Source organism: Bacteroidota bacterium (assembly GCA_016713765.1).
Classification (GTDB): Bacteria; Bacteroidota; Bacteroidia; order AKYH767-A; family 2013-40CM-41-45; genus Pollutiaquabacter; species Pollutiaquabacter aromativorans.
The window spans coordinates 2678164-2701468 of sequence record JADJON010000001.1 but is presented as its reverse complement, the minus strand read 5'-3'; the positions used below and the strand labels follow the sequence as shown (position 1 = coordinate 2701468).

Here is a 23305-nt window from a genome sequence, read left to right as displayed (position 1 = left end):
CAACGCATTCCGCTCCATTCCGACAACGTCTCATGCGTATCCTGCTGATCGACAACTACGATTCGTTCACCTTCAACCTGGTTCATTTCCTCGAAATGGCCAGCGGCAGTCTGCCGGATGTTGTACGAAACGACGCGCTGGATGCCATCGACCTGTCACGTTACGATGCTGTTGTCTTGTCGCCGGGCCCCGGTTTACCGACGGAGTCAGGTCAATTGATGCCATTCATCGAAAAGGTGATCGGACGATTACCCTTGTTGGGAATCTGCCTGGGTCATCAGGCGATCGTGGAACACTTTGGCGGACGCTTGCGTCAGTTGCAACAGGTCATGCACGGTGTTGCCAACACCTGTTCGATCCTCCAACCGCCGGATCAACTTTTTTCAGGGTTACCGGATCGCGTTCAAACCGGTCATTATCACTCCTGGGTTGCCGACGAAGCAACTTGGCCAGGTTGTCTGCGAATCACAGCGCAGGATGGGGCACAGGTGATCCAGGCATTCGCTCACAACGAATTGAATGTGCGTGGTTTACAGTTCCATCCGGAGTCGGTGTTGACCCCCGACGGTTACGCGATTTTGTGTAATTGGGTCCGGCATCTTTCCTGAACATTTTTCGGGGAATGCCGTATTAATTAGAACTCTTTAAGAATCAATATGTTAGTAATGAAATTTGGCGGCACTTCTGTCGCAGGTGCTGACCGTATTAAAGCTTTGGATTCGATCATTCGCGATGCCCGGAAACCGGCATCCGAGCGGACCATCGTTGTTGTTTCTGCGCAGTCAGGTGTTACCGACGATCTGATCCGGATGAGCAGGATGGCTGCACGCCGCGACCGGGGATATGTGGAAGTATTGGAGCGCGTGCGTCACCGGCACGAAGAAACGGTCAAGTTACTTCGTCTGGGAAAGGATAGAAATCTGGCTGATCAGTTGAAGGCTGACTTTTCCGGATTGTACGATACACTGCACGGGGTCTTCCTGGTTGGAGAACTGTCGGATCGCACGCTCGATTTCGTCAGCGCTCACGGAGAACTCTTGTCTGCCCGTATCATCGCAGCGTACCTGCGTTCGAAAGGGCGATCCGCTGGTTTTCTCGACGCACGGGAAGTTATCCGAACGGACGAACAGTTCGGTAATGCACGTGTGAACTTTACTACGACGAACCGACAGATCGGTCAATGGTTGAAGAAGCACCGTGAGCAGGTGGTCGTCATGACCGGCTTTATTGCATCGACGGCGCGTAATGAAACTACCACGCTCGGCCGAGGCGGCTCCGATTATACGGCCGCGATTGCCGGCGCAGCCACCAAGGCACGGGAGATCCAGATCTGGACCGATGTGGATGGTGTCCTGACGGCCGATCCGCGAAAAGTACGCAAGGCGTTTACGGTACCGACCATGTCGTATCGCGAAGCCATGGAGATGTCGCACTTCGGTGCCAAGGTCATCCATCCGCCGACCATTCAGCCGGCGCTGGAGAAGGGGATACCGTTGCGGATCAAGAATACCTTTCGTCCGCAGTCGGACGGCACATTCGTTTCCCGTAAATCGAACGGTGCGGATTTTCTGATCAAAGGAATCTCTTCCATCGACGATATCAGCCTGCTCACGCTCGAAGGCAGTGGCATGGTCGGGGTGGCCGGCATATCGGCACGCTTATTCAGCGCCTTGAGTCAGTCGAAGGTGAATGTCATTCTGATCACCCAGGGGAGTTCCGAGCATACGATCACCTTCGCGGTCCGTCCCGGTGATGCCGCGCAGGCAAAGGCCGCTATCGAGGAAGCATTTCGATTTGAGATCCGCGACCACCTCATTGAGCAGGTGAAAGTGGAGGAGGGCCTGAGCGTGATAGCCGTGATCGGTGAGAACATGAAAAACACACCCGGCGTCTCCGCCCGGCTTTTCGGCGCGCTCGGGAAAAACGGTATCAGCGTTGTAGCTACCGCCCAGGGTTCTTCGGAACTGAACATTTCAACGGTCATCCGGAAACAGGATCTGGGTAAGGCGATGAACGCCTTGCACCAGGCATTCTTCCTGTCGGAAGTCAAGACGCTCTCCGTCTTCCTGGTCGGCACCGGACTCATCGGTAAAACACTCCTGAAGCAGGTAGCCGAACACCGCGACCACCTGAAGCAGGCCCGTTCCCTGGAGATCGTGATCGCGGGCGTCGCCAACAGCCGGAAAATGTACTTCGCTCCGGATGGCATTTCACTTAAACGCTTGAGTGAAACGCTTGACCGTTCGGGCGAACCGATGGATATCCGGTTGTTTGTCGACCGGATGAAATCCATGAACCTCCCGCAAACGGTCTTCGTCGATTGTACGTCGAACGAATCGGTGGCCTCGGTTTACGGAGACTTGATCGCGTCAAACATCTCGGTGGTTACGCCGAATAAACTGGCGAATGCCGGTCCGTACCGTCAATACCGGAAACTGCACGAACTGGTACGGAAGCATCACGCGAAGTTCTTGTACGAAACCAACGTAGGAGCCGGCCTGCCGGTCATCAACACCCTGCAAAACCTGCTCACGAGTGGTGATCGTATCCGTTCGATCGAGGCAGTATTGTCGGGTACCCTTTCCTATATCTTCAATACCTTCCGGGAAGGCATCCCCTTCAGCGAAGTTGTCAAGCAAGCCAAGGAACTGGGGTATACCGAACCGGACCCGCGAATCGATTTGTCCGGTACCGATGTAGCCCGAAAACTCCTTATCCTGGCGCGCGAAACCGGGTTACCGCTCGAATCCGGTGACATTCAAATCAAACCCCTCTTACCCGCTCGCCTGATGAAGGCCAAAACCGTTGGAGCGTTCCTGTCTGCCTTGCCGGATATCGATGCCGAAATGGAATCACTTCGCGCACGAGCGGCAAAGAAAGGTTGTGTACTTCGTTTCATCGCCCGACTCGAAAACGGAAGAGCCAGCATACAATTGACCGAGGTGGATACCAAACACCCTTTCTACAATTTATCGGGAAGCGATAACATCATCTCTTTCCGGACCGATCGCTACAATCAACGACCCTTGGTCGTAAAAGGCCCAGGCGCCGGCGCCGAAGTCACCGCAGCCGGTGTGTTTGCTGAGATTATCAGTATTGGGAACTATTTTGGCGTTGAATAGCGAATAGCGAATAGCGAATAGTGAATAGTGAATAGTGAATAGTAAACAGTAAATAGTTTAGCGAATCGTATGTTTATTCTGGAACCTCAATTTTTAATTACTAATTACTAATTACTAATTACTAATTCCCGCTTTCCATCGCCCAGCCACTCCGCCTATGCCCAAAACTTCCGTTACCGTTTTCGCTCCTGCTACTGTTGCCAACCTGGGTTCGGGATTTGACGTGTTCGGACTTGCGATCTCGGGTTTGGGCGATTCGCTGCGCATGGAACCCAACACCTATGGGGGGATCCGGATCCGAAGCATAAAGGGCGATGACGGAAAACTCAGCACCGACCCGGAACAAAATACGGCGGGCGTAGCCTTGATGGCATTGCTCGAACATCTTGGCGTAAACCGGGGCTTTGACCTGTGGTTGACAAAGAAAATGCCGATGGGCAGTGGGATGGGATCGAGTGCGGCGAGCGCTGCGGCTGCCGTGGTGGCTGCAAATCACTTGCTGGGCTCTCCTTGTAGCAAGGAAGAACTGGTATACTGGGCCATGCAGGGAGAACGGATCGCCAGCGGTGCTGCGCATGCCGACAATGTTGCGCCTTCCATTCTGGGAGGAATAACACTCGTTCGCACTACGGATCCGTTGGAAGTGCTTCGCTTGCCTGTGCCGTCCCGCCTGCACGTTGCCATCCTTCATCCTCATCTGGAGTTGCCCACATCCGAATCCAGGAAAGCGTTACCCAGGCAGATACCCCTGTCGGATGCCGTTCGTCAATGGGCGAATACGGCTTCCCTGGTAGCCGGCTTGTATGCGAAAGACTTGTCGCTCATCGGGCGGGCGATGGAGGATCGTGTGGCGGAACCTGCTCGCGGTCCACTCATTCCCGATTTCGCCAAGGTCAAGTCGGCCGCGTTGGATGCCGGCGCGCTTGCCTGCACCATCAGTGGGGCGGGCCCTTCCATTGTTGCACTGTGCAGCAGTCGGCCACAAGCCGATCGTGTCGGCGCCGCAATGCGTGAGGTCTATCTGGAAAAGAACTTATCCTGCAGTCTGTATGTCTCGGCCGTTAACCGCAAGGGAACGGTCATAACCAAGCGTTGAACGAGTATGCGCTATTTTTCTACGAAGGATCCAAATCATCCTTTCAGTCTCCGGGATGCGGTATTGTTGGGATTGCCCCCTGACAATGGCCTCTTCATGCCCGAACGGATCCCTGTCTTGCCTCAGCCGATGATCGAAGCGATGCGTTCCATGTCGTTGCCGGAGATCGCTTCGATAGTATCCAAAGCCTGGTTCGGTGACGAAATTCCTGCGTCGGATCTCGAGACCATGTGCCAGGACGCATATCCGTTCGATACTCCGCTGGTACGGTTGCGCGACCAAACTTATATGTTGGAGCTCTTTCATGGCCCAACGCTGGCCTTCAAGGATGTCGGCGCGCGCTTCATGGCCCGCTTGATGGCTTATCTCAACAAAGGTGAATCCAGGAAACTAACGATTCTCGTCGCCACATCCGGTGATACCGGAAGCGCGGTAGCCAGCGGCTTCTGGAATGTTCCGGGAATTGATGTCGTGATTCTTTATCCCTCGGGAAAAGTGAGTGAATGGCAGGAGAAGCAGTTGACGACCTGGGGTAATAACATTACGGCCCTTGAAGTGGACGGGGCTTTTGATGATTGCCAACGATTGGTGAAAGAGGCCTTCCTCGATCCTGAATTGCGTGGTTCCTTGCGACTCTCTTCGGCGAACAGCATCAGCATTGCTCGCCTGGTTCCCCAGATTTTTTATTATTTCCGGGCAGTGGCGCAGCTGCCGACCGGGTCGGCTGATCCTGTATTTGTCGTGCCATCCGGGAATTTCGGCAACCTGACCGCAGGAATCCTTGCCTGGATGATGGGCTTGGGCGTGCATCGTTTTGTTGCAGCGACGAACAGCAACGATGTCGTCCCGGAGTACCTCCACACCGGGGAGTTCAAGCCACGAGCTTCCGTTTCGACCATGTCCAACGCGATGGACGTCGGCAACCCAAGCAACTTTTGGCGGATGACAGCCTTGTTCGGTAACGACCTTGAGGCGATGCGGAAAATGATCTTTGCCGCTACTGCCGACGAGGCCACGACCGCGCGCCTTATGCGCCTGTGTTGGGATGAATGTCATTACCTCACAGAGCCGCATGCCGCTGTCGGCTTGTATGGTTGGGAGCAGTACGTTAAGCAAAATGGTTCTCTGCATCCCGGCATCGTGCTGGGCACTGCGCACCCTTCGAAATTTATCGAAGCGGTAGAGGCGATATCCGGTCGTTCTCCGGAGGTTCCGGGTGCTTTGGCTGAAGTAATCCGAAAAGAGAAACAAGCTGTCCGGATGAAGGCGGAATTTTCCGAATTACGGCGATTTTTACTTGAAAAGTCAAAAATTTAACCAACACTTTACTCGTATTTTATTCTGACTTAACTTTCGCAGTGTAAGGAATTGATTCCGCTCTGAACACTGTGAAATGAAGCGAATTTTATTGCGGCTGCTATTGCCGCTTTTACCGGTTCTTTTTCCAAACCTCACCTTTGCTCAATGGATGATCTTGAGCGATACAACCTGGTCAGGTACGATTCTGGTCGACCGGGAGGTCACCATCAATCCGGGTAAAGTACTGACGGTAGCCGCGGGTTCTGTCCTGAAGATGTCGAAAGGCGCCTCCATCCATGCTTCCGGTGGTGGTGGAGTGCGGCTCATGGGAACGAACGTCTCGCCGGTGCAAGTGCTTCCGGTAATTGCCGGTGAGCAATGGGGAAAGATTGAAGTACGCGATACCGGCAGTGCAGTCGAATATCATTTTGCAGAATTATACGGAGGCCAGACCAAGATCTGGAACGGAGCAACGGCTGATTTGCAAGACAGTTATTTCCACGATTATCACCAGGGAGATGCGCCGATTGTCTTTTCACTCGATGCGCAGTTTGTCTATATGGGTCGCTGTCATGTTTCGAATTACTACGAGATCAACCTTGTTCGAAGCCTTTCCACCGTAGAAGATTGTCTCTTTGAGTTTACCACGGCCGACGCGATCGACTTCGACAATTCCCCGGCAGGTACGGTCATTCGTCGTACCACCATTCGTTATGGACGAGGTACCAACATCGACGCCATTGATTTTGGGAAGGTCGATTTTCAACCACCGGGTTCCATCGGGAAGGTGGAGCAATGCCTGATTCACGACATCAGCGATAAAGGTGTGTCAGTAGGGGAAGGCGCGCAATTCGTGGAGATCACAGGTACCTTGATCTATCGAACGGGCGCTGGTGTCGCTGTAAAAGACAATTCTCATGCGCTGATCCATCAGAATACCTTTTACGATTGTGAATACGCGATCGAGTGCGTGGAGAAAAATGCAGGACTGGGTGGTGGTAAGGCGGAGGCCTATGATAACATCATCTGGTCGCCGTTAGAGGGTCCCTATTATCTCAATTCCACTGGTAGCCTTGAAATGCGCTACAGCGATATTGAAGGCATGACCGACAATTCCCGGCACATCTTTTCCCGTGATCCTTCCTTCCTGGATGCCGCATCGGATGATTATCGCTTACGTTTCGGTTCGTCCTGTCAAACTGCCGGAAGTCACGGTCAGCCGCTCGGAGCCTTGTTCCCGCTGGGCGGCTTACAGGAGGATCCATTTACGCTTCGTCTCGGGTTGCCGAATTCCGTCACCAGTCTTAATGGCGACTCCCTGTTGATGACCTATTGGGCGGCGGGTGATTCGATCCGGTCGGTGGACCTGAAATTCTCCCCGGATGGTGGTTTGACGTGGCAAGTACTGGCACAAGACATACCTGCACAAGAGGAAAAGTGGTTATGGCAAGTGCCGAATACGTACTCCACCCGTTGTGTATTCCAGGTACTCGATCATGATGTTCCAACCAGGATGGCGAAAAATGAACTGCCCTTTACCATCCTGCCGGTAGGCGACACCACGATCAAAGCTGACTTTTCCGCTGAAGCCGGATTTTATCTTCAGCCCGTTACGTTATCGCTCTCCGCGCCCGCGGGTTCTCTCATTTACTATACCCTCGACGGCAGCGAACCGACCGACCGATCCTTTCTGTATTCGGGACCCTTGTCCCTGGCCGGCGACAGTATTCCGCCCGGTTTGCAAGAGCAGAATGTGACGTCCACGACGGAGGCTCAGGCGCCCTATTGTTATGTCAGAACCGCGCCGACAAGTCAGATCGGCCCCAACCCGGTGTTTTGGGCAAAGCCGAATGGTAGTGTCATGCGGCAACAGATCGTTCGCGCACGGGTTTATACGCCCGGTGGAGGACTTGGTCCGGTCAAGACGCGCAGCTACTTCATTGATTCGGCCGCTACCCGCGGAACATTTCCATTACCGGTCATTTCGATTGCGACCAATCCGTCCGGCCTGTTTGATTTCTACAACGGCATCTATATTCCCGGCGCAGCTTTCACCGGATACTCCTTTACAGGAAATTATGAAATGACCGGGCGAATTTCCGAACGACCCATCCATATCGAATATTTCGAGGCAGGGGGCGGAGAGCGCGCGTTCAGTCAGGATGCGGGTCTCCGCGTTCGTGGTCAGTGGATCAGAAGTTTGGGCCAGAAGCCCCTGACGGTCTATGGACGTACGGAGTACGATACCGAAAATGAGTTCGAGTATGCGTTCTTCCCGGGTTTGCGCGTGCCGGGTACTTCCATACCGATCGATGAATTCAAGCGTTTCATCCTGCGCCAGAATGGAAACGAATGGGGTGGTCCCGAAAATGTCATGTGCCGGGACGCGCTGGCGCAGTCGTTGTTCAACAAACTCAACCTGAAATATCAGGCGTATGAATTGACAGAGCTATTCTTGAATGGTGAATACTGGGGTGTTCATGACCTGCGCGAGTTGAACGATGTCAAACATCTATCCCGGATCTACAACATACCCGAAGATTCCCTGGTCATGATGGAGGATAACCTCGACGGACCGTTCCAGTTGATTGAAGGTCACGACGGCGATGTGACTTTATTCCAATCACTCATGAGTACGGTGCACGGCCAGGATATCCGGACCGATTCGATTTATGCCAAGCTCGAGACCATGATAGACGTGGACAACTTCACCGACTATTGGATCTCGACGCTATTCATGAACAAGACCACCGCGGACCATAACCAATTTTACTGGCGGGTGCGAAGCGGAGAAGGGGAGAACAGTCCGAACATGGGGCACGACGGACGGTGGCGCTGGATCGCGGAAGACTTCGACAACGCGTTTTTCAATGCCAACTTTGATATCGTGACCTATCTGCCAACGCATGTACACGACGGATTCATCCGGCGCTTCTGGGAGAACGACAAGTATAAGATCCGTTTCGGTAACCGCTTCTGCGATGTGCTCAATTCCAATTTCCGGGAAAGCCATATCCTGGAAGAGATGGATAAGGCGGAAAATCTTCTATCCCCGGTTATCCAACGGCACATTGACCGCTGGAATACTCCGCGCGATGTAGCATCCTGGCAAAGCGGATTCGATAAGATGCGCGATTTCGTGAACCAGCGCCGCGACTATCTGATGGATGATCTTGCCACGCGACTGGGCTTCACCGACCGTCATGTCCTGACTGTTGATGTATCCTCCCCGCAACATGGCCAGCTTGAGGTGAACAGTCTGCAGATCAATGACCAGCTGCCGGGTGTAAGTAATTCGGTTTATCCGTGGACCGGCATTTATTACCAGGAACTTCCGCTTACGATCACTGCTCATGCCTTACCCGGCTACAAATTCGTGCGTTGGCAGGAAACGGACGAGGTTACCCCCACCATCGTGATTCATGCCGACGTGGACGTTACACGTACCGCCATCTTCGAACGCGACTACGCGCAGTTGCTGACGGACTTCAGTTTGATTCCCAATCCCGTGGTGCGCGGTCAAAATGCCTACATGTCAAAGGCAGAACCGGTTGACGTATTTTCCATGGAAGGGAAATTGGTATTGAAGCATGATGGGTCATCATCCTTTATTTCCACCAGTAACCTTGAAGCCGGTAGTTACTTACTTAAGAATCAGTACGGAGAAATTGCCAGATTGGTAGTGTTCGAATAAGGAAGGGGGCAAATCGGAAGGCGATTTCTATTATTCGACACTCCGTGGATGTCAGGCAACAGATACCTGATCGAATCGCTGAATTCATCAAGAGCAGTCAGATTGCTTCCCTGTGTTTTCTGGAAAGCAGAAGAATTCCCTGGTGCTTCAACTGTTTCTATTCGTTTGACCCGGAAAGGCAGCTGCTTGTTTTCAAGTCGGGTGAAGATTCAATTCACGGTTCGCAGTTGTGTGCGGGAGTCTTAATCGCCGGAACCATTCATTCCAACCCACTCCAGCCGGCCAATATTCAAGGTGTTCAGTTTTCGGGTGTCATTGTTTCTCCTGATTCCTATGCGGAAGCGCCTGAGCGGATTTATCAGGATAGGTTTCCATATTCCGATCAGTTAACGGGTAGGTTCTTTTTTGTTCAACTTCAGTATCTCAAATTCACGGACAATACCAGGAAGTTTGGTGAAAAAGTCCATTGGGGCTCCCGGAACTGAGTTTTCGTATTTCTTTTCGTATTCCGCTGTTTGATTCCACTCATTACGAATTGGGGGAATTGACAATAATTTTAATAGCGTCTAAAATCAATCCAATCATGAGAATAGGAAAGCGGGTACTCTGTTTGTTGTTCATTACGGCGTTAACATCCGGTAGGGCGTCCGCCCAATGTACGATCACAAATGCGACAAGTTGTGTTTGTCCGCCGGGGTCCGGTTCCTCGGATTGTGATTTGTTGCCGGATTTGACGATTAGCTGGTATGGATTGGAAAACTATGCCGGAGGCCCGACAGAATATCCACAAACCGGCGCTGGCGCAGACAATGGACATTTAAGAGTTACTGGTAGTACGCCCAATATCGGTTATGGACCATTTTCAGTACAAGCAGAGCAGAATGCTGAACATTGGTTCGTATGCGGTACGGATACGTTTACAGCTCCCGCTAGTCAGACATTTACGTGCCCCAATGGAGAGGTTGCGAAGCAACTGCTTTGGCAGCGGGTCTATCACAAGTCAGGCAACCAAATGACTTTCAGGGACCGGGTGGCTGGTGCGATGACCTATCAGCAGGGCAGTATGCATGTGGATGATTGGGGACGGATGTCGTTAAGGATTCAGGATCCCCTGGAGCCGGATCCGCTTAAGTGGAGTGTGATTGGATGGGGTCATAAGCAGTCTTTTTGCCTGATGGATTATGGCTCCTGTAGCACCTATCAGGGGCATTGTCGCGATGACCAGTCCGTATTCGGACAAGGAACAGTTTTGCTTAATGCCGATTTCCCGAACTACGGATTGGGTAATTCATACGGATGTTCCGATGTGGAACAGGGCTGCAGCGTTGGCTATACCGATATCTACAGCGAGAGCCTGAATGGCATGTTCATTGAAATTCCTCCAGGAACCTGCAACGGTGACTATTGGATTGTCTATGAATTGGATCCTCACGATTTCTTCGTCGAGATGAATGAATCGAACAATTTTACGATCATGCCCTTTACGCTGACCCAACAGGATGCTCCCGGCAACCCGGTTGCAAGGATCAGTGCTGATCGTAGTACGTTGATTTGCGGAACCGATTCCATAACCCTGACCGCGAATGCAGGTCTTTCCTATGTATGGTCCACTGGTGCTACGACACAATCGATTCGGGTGAGTGCCGGCAGTTATTCGGTAGCCGTTACTACCTATTGCGGGACCGCCACTTCTGATCCTGTCACGATCACGTCCATGGCGGCACCCTTGCCACCTGTTGTGATGGATGATACCGTATGTTCCGGAACCAGTGCGATCTTAAGCGCGGTCGGCAACGACATTCTTTGGCTGGATGCGGCAGGACAGATAGCTGGAACAGGAAACTTGTTGACCACGCCATCCCTGACCGCATCTACCTATTACCAGGCAATTCAACATTTGCACCATCCGGGAGTAATTTCCCATGGAGCAAAACCGGACAATACCGGTGGCGGTAGTTACTTTACCGGAACGCAGTACTTGATTTTTGACGCGTTGAAACCCTTCCTGTTGAAATCCGCGCTTTTCTATGCGAACGGGGACGGACCCCGTACGATCTTTCTATCAGATGCAACCGGAAATACCATCCAGTCGGTCACTGTTAACATACAGGATGGCATGTCGAGAGAGGACCTGGGAATAGAGGTGCCGGTCGGCACCAATCTGCGGCTGGGTGTTTCCGGCACACCGAACCTCTATCGTAACAACGCGGGCGTTACTTATCCGTATGTCCTGCAGGATACCTTATCTATCACCGGTTCCAGTGCCGGGGCCTCCTATTACTACTTCCTTTATGATTGGGAAATAGAGGTTGGAGGAATTACGTGTGAAAGTCAACCAGCCTTATCACAAGTATTTGTTGAAACCTGTACCGGTATTGGAGGTGGGTTGGAAGAGAAATTCAAGCTGACGATCTCCCCCAATCCTTCCGATGGGGTATTTCAAATCAGGGTGAATGGACGTTCGACTTTAGGCGAAATGGGTATGAACGTATTCGATTTGGCCGGAAGGTTGCTCTTTTCCCGTGTGGTTCAGTCTGGTAGCAATGAATGGACTCATACACTCGATCTCGTTGGGTTGCCTGCTGGAACATACCTGTTTACACTGGAAACGAACGAGGGCAGGTTGCACAGACGGGTGATCCTTCGATGATCAGCCGTAAATCCTGAATTCAGATGCCGCTAAAGCAGGGTACGGATTATGCCAGATGGCGGGTGATCAGTCTGGCTTCCGTATATCTGCTGATGGGCTTGCACATTGCGCATTGGAAGATCGCAGGTAAGACTTTAGCGCCGCTTGAATTCAATGAAGTGTTATACACGCTTCATCTTGGAATTCTGACGGCAGGCTTCATTTTTATGGGCCTTGCCATGGTTTCCACCTTGCTCTTCGGGCGATTTTTTTGCTCCTGGATGTGCCATATGCTTGCTCTTCAGGATGCAAGCGCCTGGATACTGAGAAAGCTTAAGATCAAGCCTCGGCATATTCGTTCACGGACATTTTATTGGATTCCGGTTGGGGCTGTGATTTACTTATTCTTGTTGCCGCAGCTGGAACGGATGTTCATGGGGCAACCCGCTGTTTCAATTCATATTGCGGGTGCCTCAAGCAATTGGGCATCATTTGTTACGACAGATTTCTGGAGAAATCTTCCGTCCATTGGCATTACGCTTCTTACGTTCCTGGTTTGTGGAGGATTTGTGGTTTATGTTCTGGGGAGCCGGACGTTTTGTCAATATGCCTGTCCGTATGGAATGCTGTTTTCAGTGGCGGATCGTGTAGCACCCGGAAAGATCCTGTTAAAAGGTAATTGTACGAGCTGCGGCATTTGCACTTCGGTCTGCGATTCACACATCCAGGTTCATCGTGAGGTGAATGCATATGGACGTGTCATGGATACAAACTGCCTGAAAGATCTGGATTGTGTTCAGGTATGTCCTGAAGGAGCGTTGGAATTCGGTTTTGGTCAGCCTTCCGGGTTTTTTACCCGCGTTGCATCGAAGTCGGGCAAAAGAAAATTTGATTTTTCCTGGCAGGAGGATGCTGTGCTATTGATCGCTGCAATCGTATTTATAGTCATTTACAGGGGTTTATACGACGCGGTTCCTTTTCTATTGGCCATTACTCTTGGAATATTACTGGCATTCGGACTGGTAATTTCGTTACGGGTCTTGAAGCGACAGTACGTACGGTTGGGCCCGATCTTGTTGTCGCGTCCCAATCATCGGACCGCACGCGGACGATGGTTCCTGGTCCTCTATGGAGGGTTAATTCTTTTTTCAATCCATAGCGCCATCGTGCATTGGCATACCTGGAGGGGTGAGCAGGCCTACAATCACTTGGCGGGAGAAAGTAGAAAGAACGGTTGGGAGGCTGGAAAGTATGCGGGAACATACCAGACGTCGGTCGAACACTTATCGAAGGCTGAGCAGTGGGGGCTCTATCGTCCTGCAAGTTTGTCGCGGGAGTTGGCTTCGCTGGCGCTACTTCGGAAGGACACCGCAGCAGCTATCGGATATTTCACCAGCCTGCTGCAGGAAATTCCGGAAGATCTGGAAGCCGGACTTCGGTTCGCTCGGTTACTCAAAGCGAAGGGAGAGATTGATAATGCGATACGGATTTTAGAAAAAGTCCCATCAGGTGTAATCGAAACCGACCGTGATCGAATATTAGCTTCTGAAATCGCATTCGAATTGGGCAAATGTTATTCCAGTACTAATCGATTTGATGACGCACGCAGGCTGTTTGAAAAGTCATTGGCCTACCACGACGGGAATAGGGAAGCAAAAGCTGTATTGGGCGTTATCAAGATGCAGGAGGGAAGGTGGAGAGAAGCGGAAGCGATTTTCCGTTCGTTACCACCAAGTCCTGTAACCGATAATAATCTGGCTCTGATTTGCCTGCGCGATGGTCGTTTCGCAGAGGCTGAAACCTTTCTGGAGAGATTCCTGCGTCAGGATCCGGGAAATGTGCAAGCGTTGTACAACCTGGCTATTGTAAGATACCGGCAAGGAGAACGGGCACAGGCCTTGCAGATTTTGAACGATATCCTTTCCAGAGATCCTGTTAACCAAAATGCCCTTGCGGCACGTGACCGCATCCTAAAAGGGGGAGTATCCCTGGCATCAGAAAAATAAACGAATGAAGAAGCAATCGAAGTTGCAATATCCAATTGTACTTGCGCTGAGTTGTATGCTGGCTTCAAGCGCGTTCACCGATCCGCAGATTCCCTGGGTAGCGCCGGAAGCAGTGAATAAAGTGGAGAACGCCCTGCCGCACAGTGCCGAAGTGGTCAGTCTTGGAAAGAAGTTATATGAAAGTACCTGTTGGACATGTCATGGACTTGATGGCAAAGGTGACGGACCTGCTGCGGCAACGCTACGGGTCAAGCCGGCTGACCATACCAGCTTGAAGATTCAATCGGAAAGTGATGGTGCAATTTTTTGGAAGATATCGACTGGGCGAGGCGATATGCAGGCATATAATAAGTTGTTCACGGTCCGGGAGCGATGGGCATTGGTACACTATATCCGCTCGTTATCTTCAAAAAGATGAAAAGACAACCGTTTAATGATTCGCTCATCCTGAGATGGCTTGCCCGATGCATGCTGTTGCTGATCGTCTGGTTACCGGATATCCCCGCCCGGGCTCAACTCGAAGTATTTGACGAAAGCCCGGGAGATAAAGATATGTTCAGGTCTTCCACATTGGTCAATATGCAAACTGTGCAAACGGGAGTCCCTGGATCCTGGGAATTTCATATTCGACACCGTTTCGGGTATGTAAAGGCAGACCAGTCCTTGATCCGGAATTTTCTGGGAACCGACGGTGTGGCGAATATCCGTTTCAGTTTCCAATTTCCGCTTGGCAGTCGGGGTATGCTGGGTATAGCAAGAACAAAATCCGGAAAAACCTATGAGATGGAAGGGAAGTACCGGTTTCTGGATCAATCGACCGACAACCGAAGACCCTTCGCGCTGGCTGTCTACGTCAATGTAGCCTGCATGAGCGACGACTTTCCGCCTGTTTCCCAATTCGCGTATTTCGGTGATGGTCGACAGCGATTCACCTATGAATTGGCGCACCGATTTTCCTATTCTTCCCAACTGATCCTTGCAAGAAAGTTCAAGGAGCGCTTTCGGGCTTTGTTGATTCCGTCCTTTCAATATTACAACCTGGTCACACCGGGCTATCAGAACCATCGGCTCGGACTTGCAGCCGGTGGTTCGGTTGCACTATCTACTAAAGCCTCTGTTGTAGCGGAATATCATTACCGTTTCGGCCGAAAGCCGGAGAATGGTTTGTTCCCTGCGACGCTGGGAATTGAATTCGGCACCGTCGGTCATTCATTTAGCGTCTTCGTGTCGTCTTCGCAGGCGCTGAACACACAGCAACTGGAATGGAGTACACCTTATGATTATACCAATGGGGAATTTCTGATCGGTTTCAATCTGCGTAGAACATTTTGGAAGAAGGCGAAAAATGAGAAGGGCTAGTGGAATGAAAAACAAGCGTCAAAATCGCTGCAGGGTCATACCTCAGCATTACGTCATGCAAATGCCAAGCGGATCCATGCGTAGATTCCTGGTGGTTTTTTTCCTGATAACGGTCATGTTCGGTTCTTGCACCAAGGACCAGGGACCTCTGATCATACAACCTGCGCCGATCCCTGGTGATACGATGATCTCGTTTACCCGGGATATTCAACCTTTGTTTGATGCAATGTGCATACGGTGTCATAATGAATGGCATCCCTTCCTGGATCTGAGGACGTGTTGTTCGTTTGAACAACTCTTGACCTCCGGGCATCTGGCGCCTTATGTCGATTCTTTGGATCCTGAAAACAGTATTTTGATCGGCCGCTTACGCGGAGTGGAATTTCCGCTAATGCCGCCGGATGGAGGACGTGTCTCGGAAGGCATGATCGATACAATCAAAGTATGGATGTTACAGGGAGCACGACCCTGGTGAACCTGTTCGGGATATTGTAGCGTTGCCTGGTTCGAATCAACCACAGTGCGGTTCCGGGCTGGTCACCATTCGCGTTCATGGCAGAGCGCCGATGCCGGAAGGTCAACGAATAGAGTCATAAAAAAACGGAAGCAGCTGATGGCTGCTTCCGTTTTTTGATGGAGGTGGAGCTGGCGGGAGTCGAACCCGCGTCCAAACCGGGAATAACCCCGCTTTCTACATGCTTATCGGCCTTTGATTTTCGACCCGCCGGCTGCCGGACGATGGCGACCTGCAGGCTTAGTCCCGTTGATCTCGGCAGCCGCTACGGAACCTTGCGTCTGCCCACTCACCATGCGATGCTTCCGTACAGGAGACGGGTGAGCAGGTCTCCAGGAAACAGTCGGATCTGGTTAATCGGTCTGATTAAGCAGCCAACGCGTAGTTGGTGTTGCCAACTAATCTTTGAAAGCCGGGATTAACGAGCCTGACTAACGACGCTCGGCATGCTTACGGAACGATTCATCCAGCTGTCAAAACCGGTCAGCCCCATAGGTAGATGCAAAGATACGAAAAGTGGATGAGGCGGTTGGCGGCGGAGCAGAAGGCGGTAGGGGTAGGCGGTAGGCGGTAGGCAGTAGGCAGTAGGCAGTAAGCAGTATGCGGTAGGCAGTTGGCAGCGTTGGTTGGAATGGTTACTGGTTGTGTCTTGTAGGAAAATGCAAAACCCTATCGTTCGAACGGTTCGCTAAGCCGTGATACGAAGGCACATTATTCTTTACTGAAAGAACCTCCGGTACCTCGTTTTCCGCACCTCGCACCTCGCACCTCGCACCACGTCCCTCGTCGCTCATCCCACGTCCCTCGTCTTTCGCACCCGCACCTTGTTCCTCGCACCTAGTCCCTCGCCCCACGTCCCTAACAAAAAAAGCCCCCCATCACTGGAAGGCTTTTAACTATGCTGTCGGGGTGAGAGGATTCGAACCTCCGACCTCCACGTCCCGAACGTGGCGCGCTAACCGGGCTACGCTACACCCCGAATTCCCCGCTGTTTTGGGGACGGCAAAGGTAGGAAAATCGAATAAAATAGCAAGAATGACAAGCCAGGAATGTGATCAGATGCTTTTTGAAACGCTGAATAGTCAGTTGATAATCAACGATGTAAGCTATCGAAATTGCTGGGTGACAAGAAGCTAAAACCTAAAACGGCACGAATAGTCTTTGATCAACGTCCCTGCTCCCTCGACCCTCGTCCCTCGTCTCACGTCCCTCGTCCCTCGTCTCACGTCCCTCGTCCCTCGTCCCTCGTCCCACGTCCCTCGTCTCACGTCCCTCAGTCTCGGTTCGACTTCACTACATCAATTCAGCGAAGGGTCTTCCGGAAAATTCGCCAGTACGGCATAGGAACTTCCCATGGAACGCAGGACTTCTCCCCAGAGGTCTTCCGGATGATCGGAGAAGGCAAATACCTTTTGGCAATTGGATACCAGCCAGGTCTTACTGCGCAGTTCATCGTTTAACTGGTTGGGTTCCCAACCGGAATAGCCGGCGAAAAATCGGATGTCGTCCTTGCCAACCTGATGCGTATCGATCATCAGTTTAAGCATCTCCAAACTACCGCCCCACCAGATACCCGGAAGGATCTCTTTGCTTCCTTCCAGCTTGGCTCCGATGGTGTGGAGGAAGTGGATCGTATCCGTCTGAACCGGGCCGCCGAAATACAGGGGAACTTCGAACGGCGGAAAGTCTTCCAACGCGTCGTTGAGACCCAGATCGGTCGGTTTGTTCAGGATAAATCCTACGGTCCCCTCTTCGCCATGCTCTCCCAGAAGAATCACGGAACGCTTGAAGTAGGAATCCATCAGAAAGGGTTCGGAAACCAGGATACGGCCGACTTTCGGTTCGAGGTGTATCAGCTTACGCATAATCGTTGATCAGGTCAGTCAAGCCCTGGGCCAGACTCCCGGAAGAGTTGAAACCCAAAAGGCTCTCATTTGTTTTTCTCGTAGTTTTACCCCTGTTTTCAGGAGGAGTTCATTCATTCCATAGGTAAAACTTACATCCTGAGCAGGCTGCGAAATTCCTTAAAAAATGGCTAAAAAGCGATCCGGAGCGTTGCAAATAGGTGATAAGATCCCTGCTTTTAGCTTGAAAAACCAGGATGGAAAAACAGTAAATCATTCCGATTTCCTCGGACGAAAACTGGTCTTGTTCTTTTATCCCAAGGATAATACGGAAACCTGTACGAAGGAAGCCTGTAATCTTCGGGATCATTACAAGAAATTGAAGAAGAGCGGATATGAGGTCGTAGGAGTGAGTATGGACTCGGAAAAGTCGCACCGTCGCTTTATCGACAAGTATGACCTTCCATACGACCTGTTGGTGGACGATCAGCAGGAACTGGTGAATGCCTTCAAGGTGTATGGTCAGAAGGTGCTCTTCGGTCGAAAGTACATGGGCATCATCCGGACCACTTTTTTAATCGATGAGCAAGGCCGGATTGAACGGATCATCGAATCAGTAGATTCCGCCCGGCATGCGGAACAAATCCTAACCGAACAAGCATAACCCATGCGTCAGATCAGCGATATCATCCGGCATTTGCGGACCGACTTTTCGGCCTTCGAGTTGAACGAATCGGATGTTGAAAAGAACCCGCTCCGGCAATTTGCGAAGTGGATGGAGCAGGCACTCGAAGCGGAAGTGAACGAACCAAACGCCATGACGCTCGCCACAGTCAACAAGAAGAAACAGCCGGATGCACGCATCGTCCTGCTTCGCGATGTCGACAAGACCGGGTTCACGTTCTTTACGAATTATCAGAGCCGCAAAGGGACACAAATGGCAGACAACAAACAGGCGTGTCTCAATTTCTTTTGGCCGGAATTACAACGACAGGTCCGGATATTGGGGACCATCGAGAAGCTGAGCGCAAAAGCCTCCGATGCCTACTTCAAGACCCGCCCCCGCGAAAGCCAGTTGGGTGCCTGGGCTTCCGACCAAAGCCGTGAATTGAATGACCGGCATGCGCTCGTCGAACGGCTGGAGCTATTGGAAAAGAAATTCGAGGGGAAGGCGGTAGTTCGACCCCCGCACTGGGGAGGTTACCGACTGAAACCGCATCACATCGAATTCTGGCAAGGCCGTCCCAGCCGGTTACACGACAGGATCATCTATGAGCGTTCCCGGAATTCAGGCAAGTGGCGCATTTTCCGTTTGTTCCCCTGACAATAAATCTACGCCGCAAACGTCTGACGAGATACCCCTTCGCAACCACTGCGAGTTGATCCTCCCATGCTGACCCGCTTCTTCATTCTCCTCTTCATCCTCTTGTTGGTCGACCTGTATGTCTTCCAGGGTGTTCGTTTTCTGGTAGCCCAGCGTGCGCCCTCCACGCAACGGATCACCGTCCTGATCTACTGGGCAATCGCCCTATTCGGCTACGGCGTCATGCTGACCGGCCAATGGATCGACTGGCACACCTGGCCGCGGGTGTTTCGCACTTATGCATTCGCGATTGTCGTCATCTTCTACCTATCCAAGATCATCTTCAGTCTGTTCCTGGCCACTGACGACATTCTTCGGGTCTTCCGTTGGGGAGCATCCAAGCTCTTCAGCTCCGGGGATGTTACCGTCGCGGGCGGGATCAGCCGTTATCAGTTTCTGGTACGCCTGGGCTTTGTCGTCGGGAGTATTCCGTTGCTGTCGATGCTGTACGGCATGACCGGAGGCGCCTATCGTTATCAGGTGAAGCGCGTGCGACTGAAGTTGCCGAACCTCCCACCGGGTTTTGAAGGACTGCGGGCTGTACAGATTTCCGACATACACACCGGAAGCTTCCTGGACCGCAAACCACTGGAGCGCGCCGTTGAACTGATCCAAAACGAATCACCGGATATCATCTTCTTCACCGGGGACCTGGTGAACGACCGGCACGAAGAAGCGGTTGAACACCGGGATGCTCTCTCCCGATTGAAAGCTCCTCTGGGCGTACATTCGATACTGGGTAATCATGACTATGGTGATTATTTCCGGTGGAAAACCCAGGCGGAGAAGGCGGATAACCTTGAAAAACTCAAGCGTCTCCACGCCGACTTCGGCTGGAACCTGTTGCTCAACGAGCATACGTTCATCGAACGAAATGGCGATCGCATCGGACTGCTGGGCGTTGAGAATTGGAGCGCGCGCGCGAACTTCTCCCGCTACGGCGACCTTGGTAAAGCGTTGAACGGCTTTACGCCCGCGCCGGTCAACATCTTGTTATCGCACGATCCTTCCCATTGGAAAGCCGAGGTGGTGAATCATCCGTTCATTGACCTGACCCTTTCCGGACATACCCATGGCTTCCAATTCGGTGTTGAGATCCCCGGTTTCCGGTGGAGCCCGGTTCAATATGTGTATAAGGAGTGGGCCGATTTGTATGATGCCGGACGCCAGCATTTGTATGTGAACCGCGGACTCGGATTTCTCGGTTATCCGGGACGTGTCGGTATCTTGCCGGAGATTACCGTATTTGAGTTCAGCCGCGCATGAGCATGCTCTCCAACAATCAGTTGAAGTGGGTCCGGTCCCTGCACCAGAAGAAATTCCGGGAGGAGGAGGGATGCTTCCTGGCCGAGGGTAATAAGGTGGTGGAAGAAGCTTTGCAGACCGGAATGACGGTCAGCCTGATTGCCGGTACACCTGAATTCCTGCACCGGATGAAGTCGCATCCTGCTGCTTCGGCCGGAATCGAATTTGTGGAATGTACCCGCCAGCAATTGGACCGCATGTCGAGCCTGAGTACAGCACCGGACGGCTTGGCGGTTATCCGGAAGCCTGCAACTTCTCATGACGAGGTTGTTCCGTCAGATCATCTTGTGTTGGTTTTGGATGGAATACGAGATCCCGGGAACCTGGGAACCATCTTGCGTATTGCAGATTGGTTCGGTTTACCCTCGCTTGTCGTATCAGAGGATACGGTGGAAGAGTTCAATCCCAAGGTCGTGCAAGCGGCGATGGGATCGCTCTTCAGAACCAAGATCCGTCGCACAAAGCTGGATACCTTTCTTGCGGCATACATCGCCGCAACCGCTCATCCGGTACTCGCGGCAACGATGGATGGACCGGACTTATTCAAAAGCCGGTTTCCGAAAAGTGCCTGCCTGGTATTGGGAAATGAATCGGAGGGAATTCGTCCGGAGGTCTTAAGTTGTTGTACGGAACGAATCTCCATACCGGGATACTTCAAGAGCGGACAGGGCCCCGAATCGCTCAATGTAGCAGTAAGTTCCGCTGTGCTGCTGGCCGAATACCGGCGCGTGCATCCGGATCAGTGATCAGCCTCTTCTTTTGACCAATTGCTCGGCACAGCGCTCACCGTCCATGGCCGCTGACACGATTCCACCGGCATATCCCGCTCCTTCGGCACAAGGGAAGAGTCCCGCGATTTGCGGATGCATGAGCGTTTCCCGGTCTCTCGGAATCCGCACAGGCGAAGAGGTCCGGGATTCGGTTGCGACCAGCACGGCTTCGTTCGTAAAGTAGCCTTTCATCTTCTTTCCGAATTGCTTCAGTCCTTCGCGTAACGCACTGGACACCGTGGTGGGTAATACTTCGTCGAGCTTTACCGGACGAATTCCCGGTAAGTAAGAGCAATCGGGCAGATCGCGACTTGCCTTGCGTTCACAGAAATCGATCAGGCGCTGGGCAGGCGCCACCAATTTTCCTCCTCCGGCCCGGAAGGCTTGCTGTTCAACTTCGGCTTGAAATCGCAAGCCCGACAATGCGCCAGCAGCATCATAGGGAAGAAAATCCGCTAACCCAACGCTTACCACCATGCCGGAATTCGCGTAGGGGTTATTGCGTTTGGAAGGTGACCAGCCGTTGACCACCACTTCACCCTGCGCGGTGGCGGCCGGTGCGATGATCCCACCCGGGCACATGCAAAAGGAGTAGACACCGCGGTCATCCACCTGACAAGTCAGCGAATAACTGGCGGGCGGCAGCCAATTGCTGCGTACGGGACTATGATACTGGGCCGCATCGATGATGCCTTGCGGATGTTCCACCCGGACACCAAGGGCGAACGGCTTTGCTTCCAGGAGTACGCCTTTCCGAAAAAGCAATTCATACACATCACGTGCTGAATGCCCCGTTGCCAGGATCAGGTCCTGTGCCGGCAGTTCAGTCTCCGTGCCGGTTTCCACACTGGTCACCGTTACAGTCCGAAGTCGCTGCTCAGTTATTTGGAGATCGGTCAATCGTGAAGAGAAGCGAATTTCTCCTCCCGCATCGAGGATGGTTTGACGAATTGCCTGCACCACCTGCGGCAATCGGTTGGTGCCGATGTGCGGATGCGCATCGATGAGGATGGAAGGATCGGCGCCGTGGAGTACCAGGATCGACAAGATGCGCTGAATGTCGCCTCGCTTTCCGGAACGTGTGTATAGCTTTCCATCGGAATAAGTACCCGCGCCGCCCTCGCCGAAGCAATAGTTGGAATCCGGGTCGACTTCACCCGCGCGGTTGAGTAAGGCAAGGTCGCGTCGGCGGCTACGAACATCCTTGCCGCGTTCTATCACGAGCGGGCGATAGCCCAGTTCGATCAGCCTCAACGCTGCGAACATTCCTGCCGGGCCCAGGCCAATGACAACGACGGTTGGTGCGTTGGATACGTCTTTCCTGAATTGATAGAGGGTGGAAAGATCGACGGGAGGCGCCGGCAGTTCGTCGACATAGGCATCCACGAATAACCGTATGCGAACCTGTCGGCCACGGGCATCGATGGAACGCTTGCGCAGTACCAGCCGAATGCGGGAGGGCGGTACCCTGAGCAGCGAAGCCGCCTGCCGCATTTGTGCCGATTGGTCTGCCGCCTCTTCGGGAAGAAGGACCAGCTCGAGCGAATGAATCATAGTGGGATGGCCCGGAAGGCCTGAAGCTTATTCGAAGTTGAAGGTCAGGAAAAAGATCTTGGAGTTCAAGGCGTCGATAGGCGAACTGTAGGGAGTATTCTCCCGGACAAGCAAATTCGGAAGACCCTGGAACATTTTGATCTCCGGAGAGAACTTGAAATATTCGAGATAAAAGTCGAACCCGATCCCGATCTCGTAGCCATAGTCGTTTCGGCTGAGCTTGATAATGTCCTTATCCTTCTGCTTCACTTTGGCTTGGGAGACCATGTCGATCGAGTAGCGCCCGCCGCCGAGCACGTATACGCGGTAATTGTTCACCCGTCGACTTTTGAATTTCAGCATGACGGGGAACTCCAGGTAGGTGGACTCCACCTGCTTCACGACCGTGGCGGTTCCGCCGGCCGGGTACACGAAGTCATACACCAGTCCACGCTGGCAAAAAGACAGTGCGGGGATGAAACGCAGGTCAAAGTGATCGCCGATCCTCAAGTTCGAGATGATCCCGAGATTCAAACCCGTCACCGGATCCGGATCGACGCGATAAATGCTGTCCCGATTCATCAGATCGTCGGCCAGGTTCACCCGGAAGTTCGCCGAGTTGATGCCCAGGCTGAAACCGAAGTGGATCTTTTGCTTGTCGTAACGGCCCAGGTTCAACGGCTGTGTGTGTAACTGCGCACGGGAGTCGGTCCACTGCAATACGAGCAGCAAGCCGGCCAACACTGTTATGTTTTTGAATCCGCGCAAAAC

General features: G+C 52.5%; 17 protein-coding genes, 1 tRNA gene and 1 other RNA gene. 14 read left to right on the top strand and 5 right to left on the bottom strand.

Annotated elements, in window-relative coordinates; all coding sequences use genetic code 11:
- Positions 1-32: 32 nt before the first annotated feature.
- From IPJ96_10610 to IPJ96_10565, 10 genes are all read left to right on the top strand, one after another.
- Positions 33-608, top strand: a complete 576-nt coding sequence (locus IPJ96_10610; protein ID MBK7910799.1) for an aminodeoxychorismate/anthranilate synthase component II — start codon at positions 33-35, stop codon at positions 606-608.
- Between the two features lie 48 nt (positions 609-656).
- Entirely contained in the window at positions 657-3122 is a 2466-nt protein-coding gene (gene thrA / locus IPJ96_10605) for a bifunctional aspartate kinase/homoserine dehydrogenase I (protein ID MBK7910798.1), read from the top strand.
- Positions 3123-3279: 157 nt separating this feature from the next.
- Positions 3280-4218: a homoserine kinase gene (locus IPJ96_10600; protein MBK7910797.1), complete on the top strand. Its 939-nt coding sequence runs from the start codon at positions 3280-3282 to the stop codon at positions 4216-4218.
- A 6-nt stretch (positions 4219-4224) separates the two neighbouring features.
- A complete protein-coding gene (gene thrC / locus IPJ96_10595) occupies positions 4225-5535 on the top strand; it encodes a threonine synthase (GenBank protein ID MBK7910796.1) in 1311 nt (436 codons plus the stop codon).
- 76 nt (positions 5536-5611) lie between these two features.
- Entirely contained in the window at positions 5612-9211 is a 3600-nt protein-coding gene (locus tag IPJ96_10590) for a CotH kinase family protein (protein ID MBK7910795.1), read from the top strand.
- Between the two features lie 1012 nt (positions 9212-10223).
- Positions 10224-11861 (top strand): T9SS type A sorting domain-containing protein, encoded by a 1638-nt coding sequence (locus IPJ96_10585; protein MBK7910794.1) that lies wholly within the window; start codon positions 10224-10226, stop codon positions 11859-11861.
- A 23-nt stretch (positions 11862-11884) separates the two neighbouring features.
- Entirely contained in the window at positions 11885-13846 is a 1962-nt protein-coding gene (locus IPJ96_10580; protein ID MBK7910793.1) for a tetratricopeptide repeat protein, read from the top strand.
- A gap of 4 nt (positions 13847-13850) precedes the next feature.
- Positions 13851-14264 (top strand): cytochrome c, encoded by a 414-nt coding sequence (locus IPJ96_10575; GenBank protein MBK7910792.1) that lies wholly within the window; start codon positions 13851-13853, stop codon positions 14262-14264.
- Complete coding sequence (locus tag IPJ96_10570) at positions 14261-15205, top strand: hypothetical protein (protein ID MBK7910791.1); 945 nt, start codon at positions 14261-14263, stop codon at positions 15203-15205. The genes IPJ96_10575 and IPJ96_10570 overlap by 4 nt, the downstream gene beginning before the upstream one ends.
- Before the next feature lie 76 nt (positions 15206-15281).
- Positions 15282-15680: a hypothetical protein gene (locus IPJ96_10565; protein MBK7910790.1), complete on the top strand. Its 399-nt coding sequence runs from the start codon at positions 15282-15284 to the stop codon at positions 15678-15680.
- A gap of 162 nt (positions 15681-15842) precedes the next feature.
- On the opposite strand, the gene ssrA is transcribed toward IPJ96_10565, so the two are convergent.
- The 3 genes from ssrA to IPJ96_10550 form a co-directional block, all read right to left on the bottom strand.
- Positions 15843-16210, bottom strand: a transfer-messenger RNA (tmRNA) gene (gene ssrA / locus IPJ96_10560).
- A 413-nt stretch (positions 16211-16623) separates the two neighbouring features.
- Positions 16624-16698 (bottom strand) — tRNA-Pro (locus IPJ96_10555).
- A 319-nt stretch (positions 16699-17017) separates the two neighbouring features.
- Positions 17018-17584 (bottom strand): YqgE/AlgH family protein, encoded by a 567-nt coding sequence (locus tag IPJ96_10550; protein ID MBK7910789.1) that lies wholly within the window; start codon positions 17582-17584, stop codon positions 17018-17020.
- Positions 17585-17750: 166 nt separating this feature from the next.
- Between IPJ96_10550 and bcp the strand changes: the two genes are divergently transcribed.
- The 4 genes from bcp to IPJ96_10530 all read left to right on the top strand — a co-directional run bounded on the left by bcp (position 17751) and on the right by IPJ96_10530 (position 20977).
- Positions 17751-18227: a thioredoxin-dependent thiol peroxidase gene (gene bcp, locus IPJ96_10545; GenBank protein ID MBK7910788.1), complete on the top strand. Its 477-nt coding sequence runs from the start codon at positions 17751-17753 to the stop codon at positions 18225-18227.
- Positions 18228-18230: 3 nt separating this feature from the next.
- Positions 18231-18887, top strand: coding sequence for a pyridoxamine 5'-phosphate oxidase (gene pdxH / locus IPJ96_10540; protein ID MBK7910787.1), 657 nt, complete (start codon positions 18231-18233; stop codon positions 18885-18887).
- Between the two features lie 66 nt (positions 18888-18953).
- A complete protein-coding gene (locus IPJ96_10535) occupies positions 18954-20192 on the top strand; it encodes a metallophosphoesterase (GenBank protein MBK7910786.1) in 1239 nt (412 codons plus the stop codon).
- Positions 20189-20977: an RNA methyltransferase gene (locus tag IPJ96_10530; GenBank protein ID MBK7910785.1), complete on the top strand. Its 789-nt coding sequence runs from the start codon at positions 20189-20191 to the stop codon at positions 20975-20977. Before IPJ96_10535 ends, IPJ96_10530 begins: the two co-directional genes overlap by 4 nt.
- On the opposite strand, the gene IPJ96_10525 is transcribed toward IPJ96_10530, so the two are convergent.
- The gene (locus IPJ96_10525) at positions 20978-22555 is read right to left on the bottom strand and encodes an FAD-dependent oxidoreductase (protein ID MBK7910784.1); all 1578 of its coding nucleotides are present in this window, start codon (positions 22553-22555) and stop codon (positions 20978-20980) included. It abuts the gene before it with no gap.
- Between the two features lie 27 nt (positions 22556-22582).
- Positions 22583-23275: a PorT family protein gene (locus IPJ96_10520; GenBank protein MBK7910783.1), complete on the bottom strand. Its 693-nt coding sequence runs from the start codon at positions 23273-23275 to the stop codon at positions 22583-22585.
- Positions 23276-23305 lie beyond the last annotated feature (30 nt).

Bases quoted from the DNA above. Each gene is read 5' to 3' on its own strand.
- IPJ96_10610 (MBK7910799.1), top strand. From the start codon at position 33: ATGCGTATCCTGCTGATCGACAACTACGATTCGTTCACCTTCAACCTG.
- thrA (MBK7910798.1), top strand. From the start codon at position 657: ATGTTAGTAATGAAATTTGGCGGCACTTCTGTCGCAGGTGCTGACCGT.
- IPJ96_10600 (MBK7910797.1), top strand. From the start codon at position 3,280: ATGCCCAAAACTTCCGTTACCGTTTTCGCTCCTGCTACTGTTGCCAAC.
- thrC (MBK7910796.1), top strand. From the start codon at position 4,225: ATGCGCTATTTTTCTACGAAGGATCCAAATCATCCTTTCAGTCTCCGG.
- IPJ96_10590 (MBK7910795.1), top strand. From the start codon at position 5,612: ATGAAGCGAATTTTATTGCGGCTGCTATTGCCGCTTTTACCGGTTCTT.
- IPJ96_10585 (MBK7910794.1), top strand. From the start codon at position 10,224: ATGACTTTCAGGGACCGGGTGGCTGGTGCGATGACCTATCAGCAGGGC.
- IPJ96_10580 (MBK7910793.1), top strand. From the start codon at position 11,885: ATGCCGCTAAAGCAGGGTACGGATTATGCCAGATGGCGGGTGATCAGT.
- IPJ96_10575 (MBK7910792.1), top strand. From the start codon at position 13,851: ATGAAGAAGCAATCGAAGTTGCAATATCCAATTGTACTTGCGCTGAGT.
- IPJ96_10570 (MBK7910791.1), top strand. From the start codon at position 14,261: ATGAAAAGACAACCGTTTAATGATTCGCTCATCCTGAGATGGCTTGCC.
- IPJ96_10565 (MBK7910790.1), top strand. From the start codon at position 15,282: ATGCGTAGATTCCTGGTGGTTTTTTTCCTGATAACGGTCATGTTCGGT.
- IPJ96_10550 (MBK7910789.1), bottom strand. From the start codon at position 17,584: ATGCGTAAGCTGATACACCTCGAACCGAAAGTCGGCCGTATCCTGGTT.
- bcp (MBK7910788.1), top strand. From the start codon at position 17,751: ATGGCTAAAAAGCGATCCGGAGCGTTGCAAATAGGTGATAAGATCCCT.
- pdxH (MBK7910787.1), top strand. From the start codon at position 18,231: ATGCGTCAGATCAGCGATATCATCCGGCATTTGCGGACCGACTTTTCG.
- IPJ96_10535 (MBK7910786.1), top strand. From the start codon at position 18,954: ATGCTGACCCGCTTCTTCATTCTCCTCTTCATCCTCTTGTTGGTCGAC.
- IPJ96_10530 (MBK7910785.1), top strand. From the start codon at position 20,189: ATGAGCATGCTCTCCAACAATCAGTTGAAGTGGGTCCGGTCCCTGCAC.
- IPJ96_10525 (MBK7910784.1), bottom strand. From the start codon at position 22,555: ATGATTCATTCGCTCGAGCTGGTCCTTCTTCCCGAAGAGGCGGCAGAC.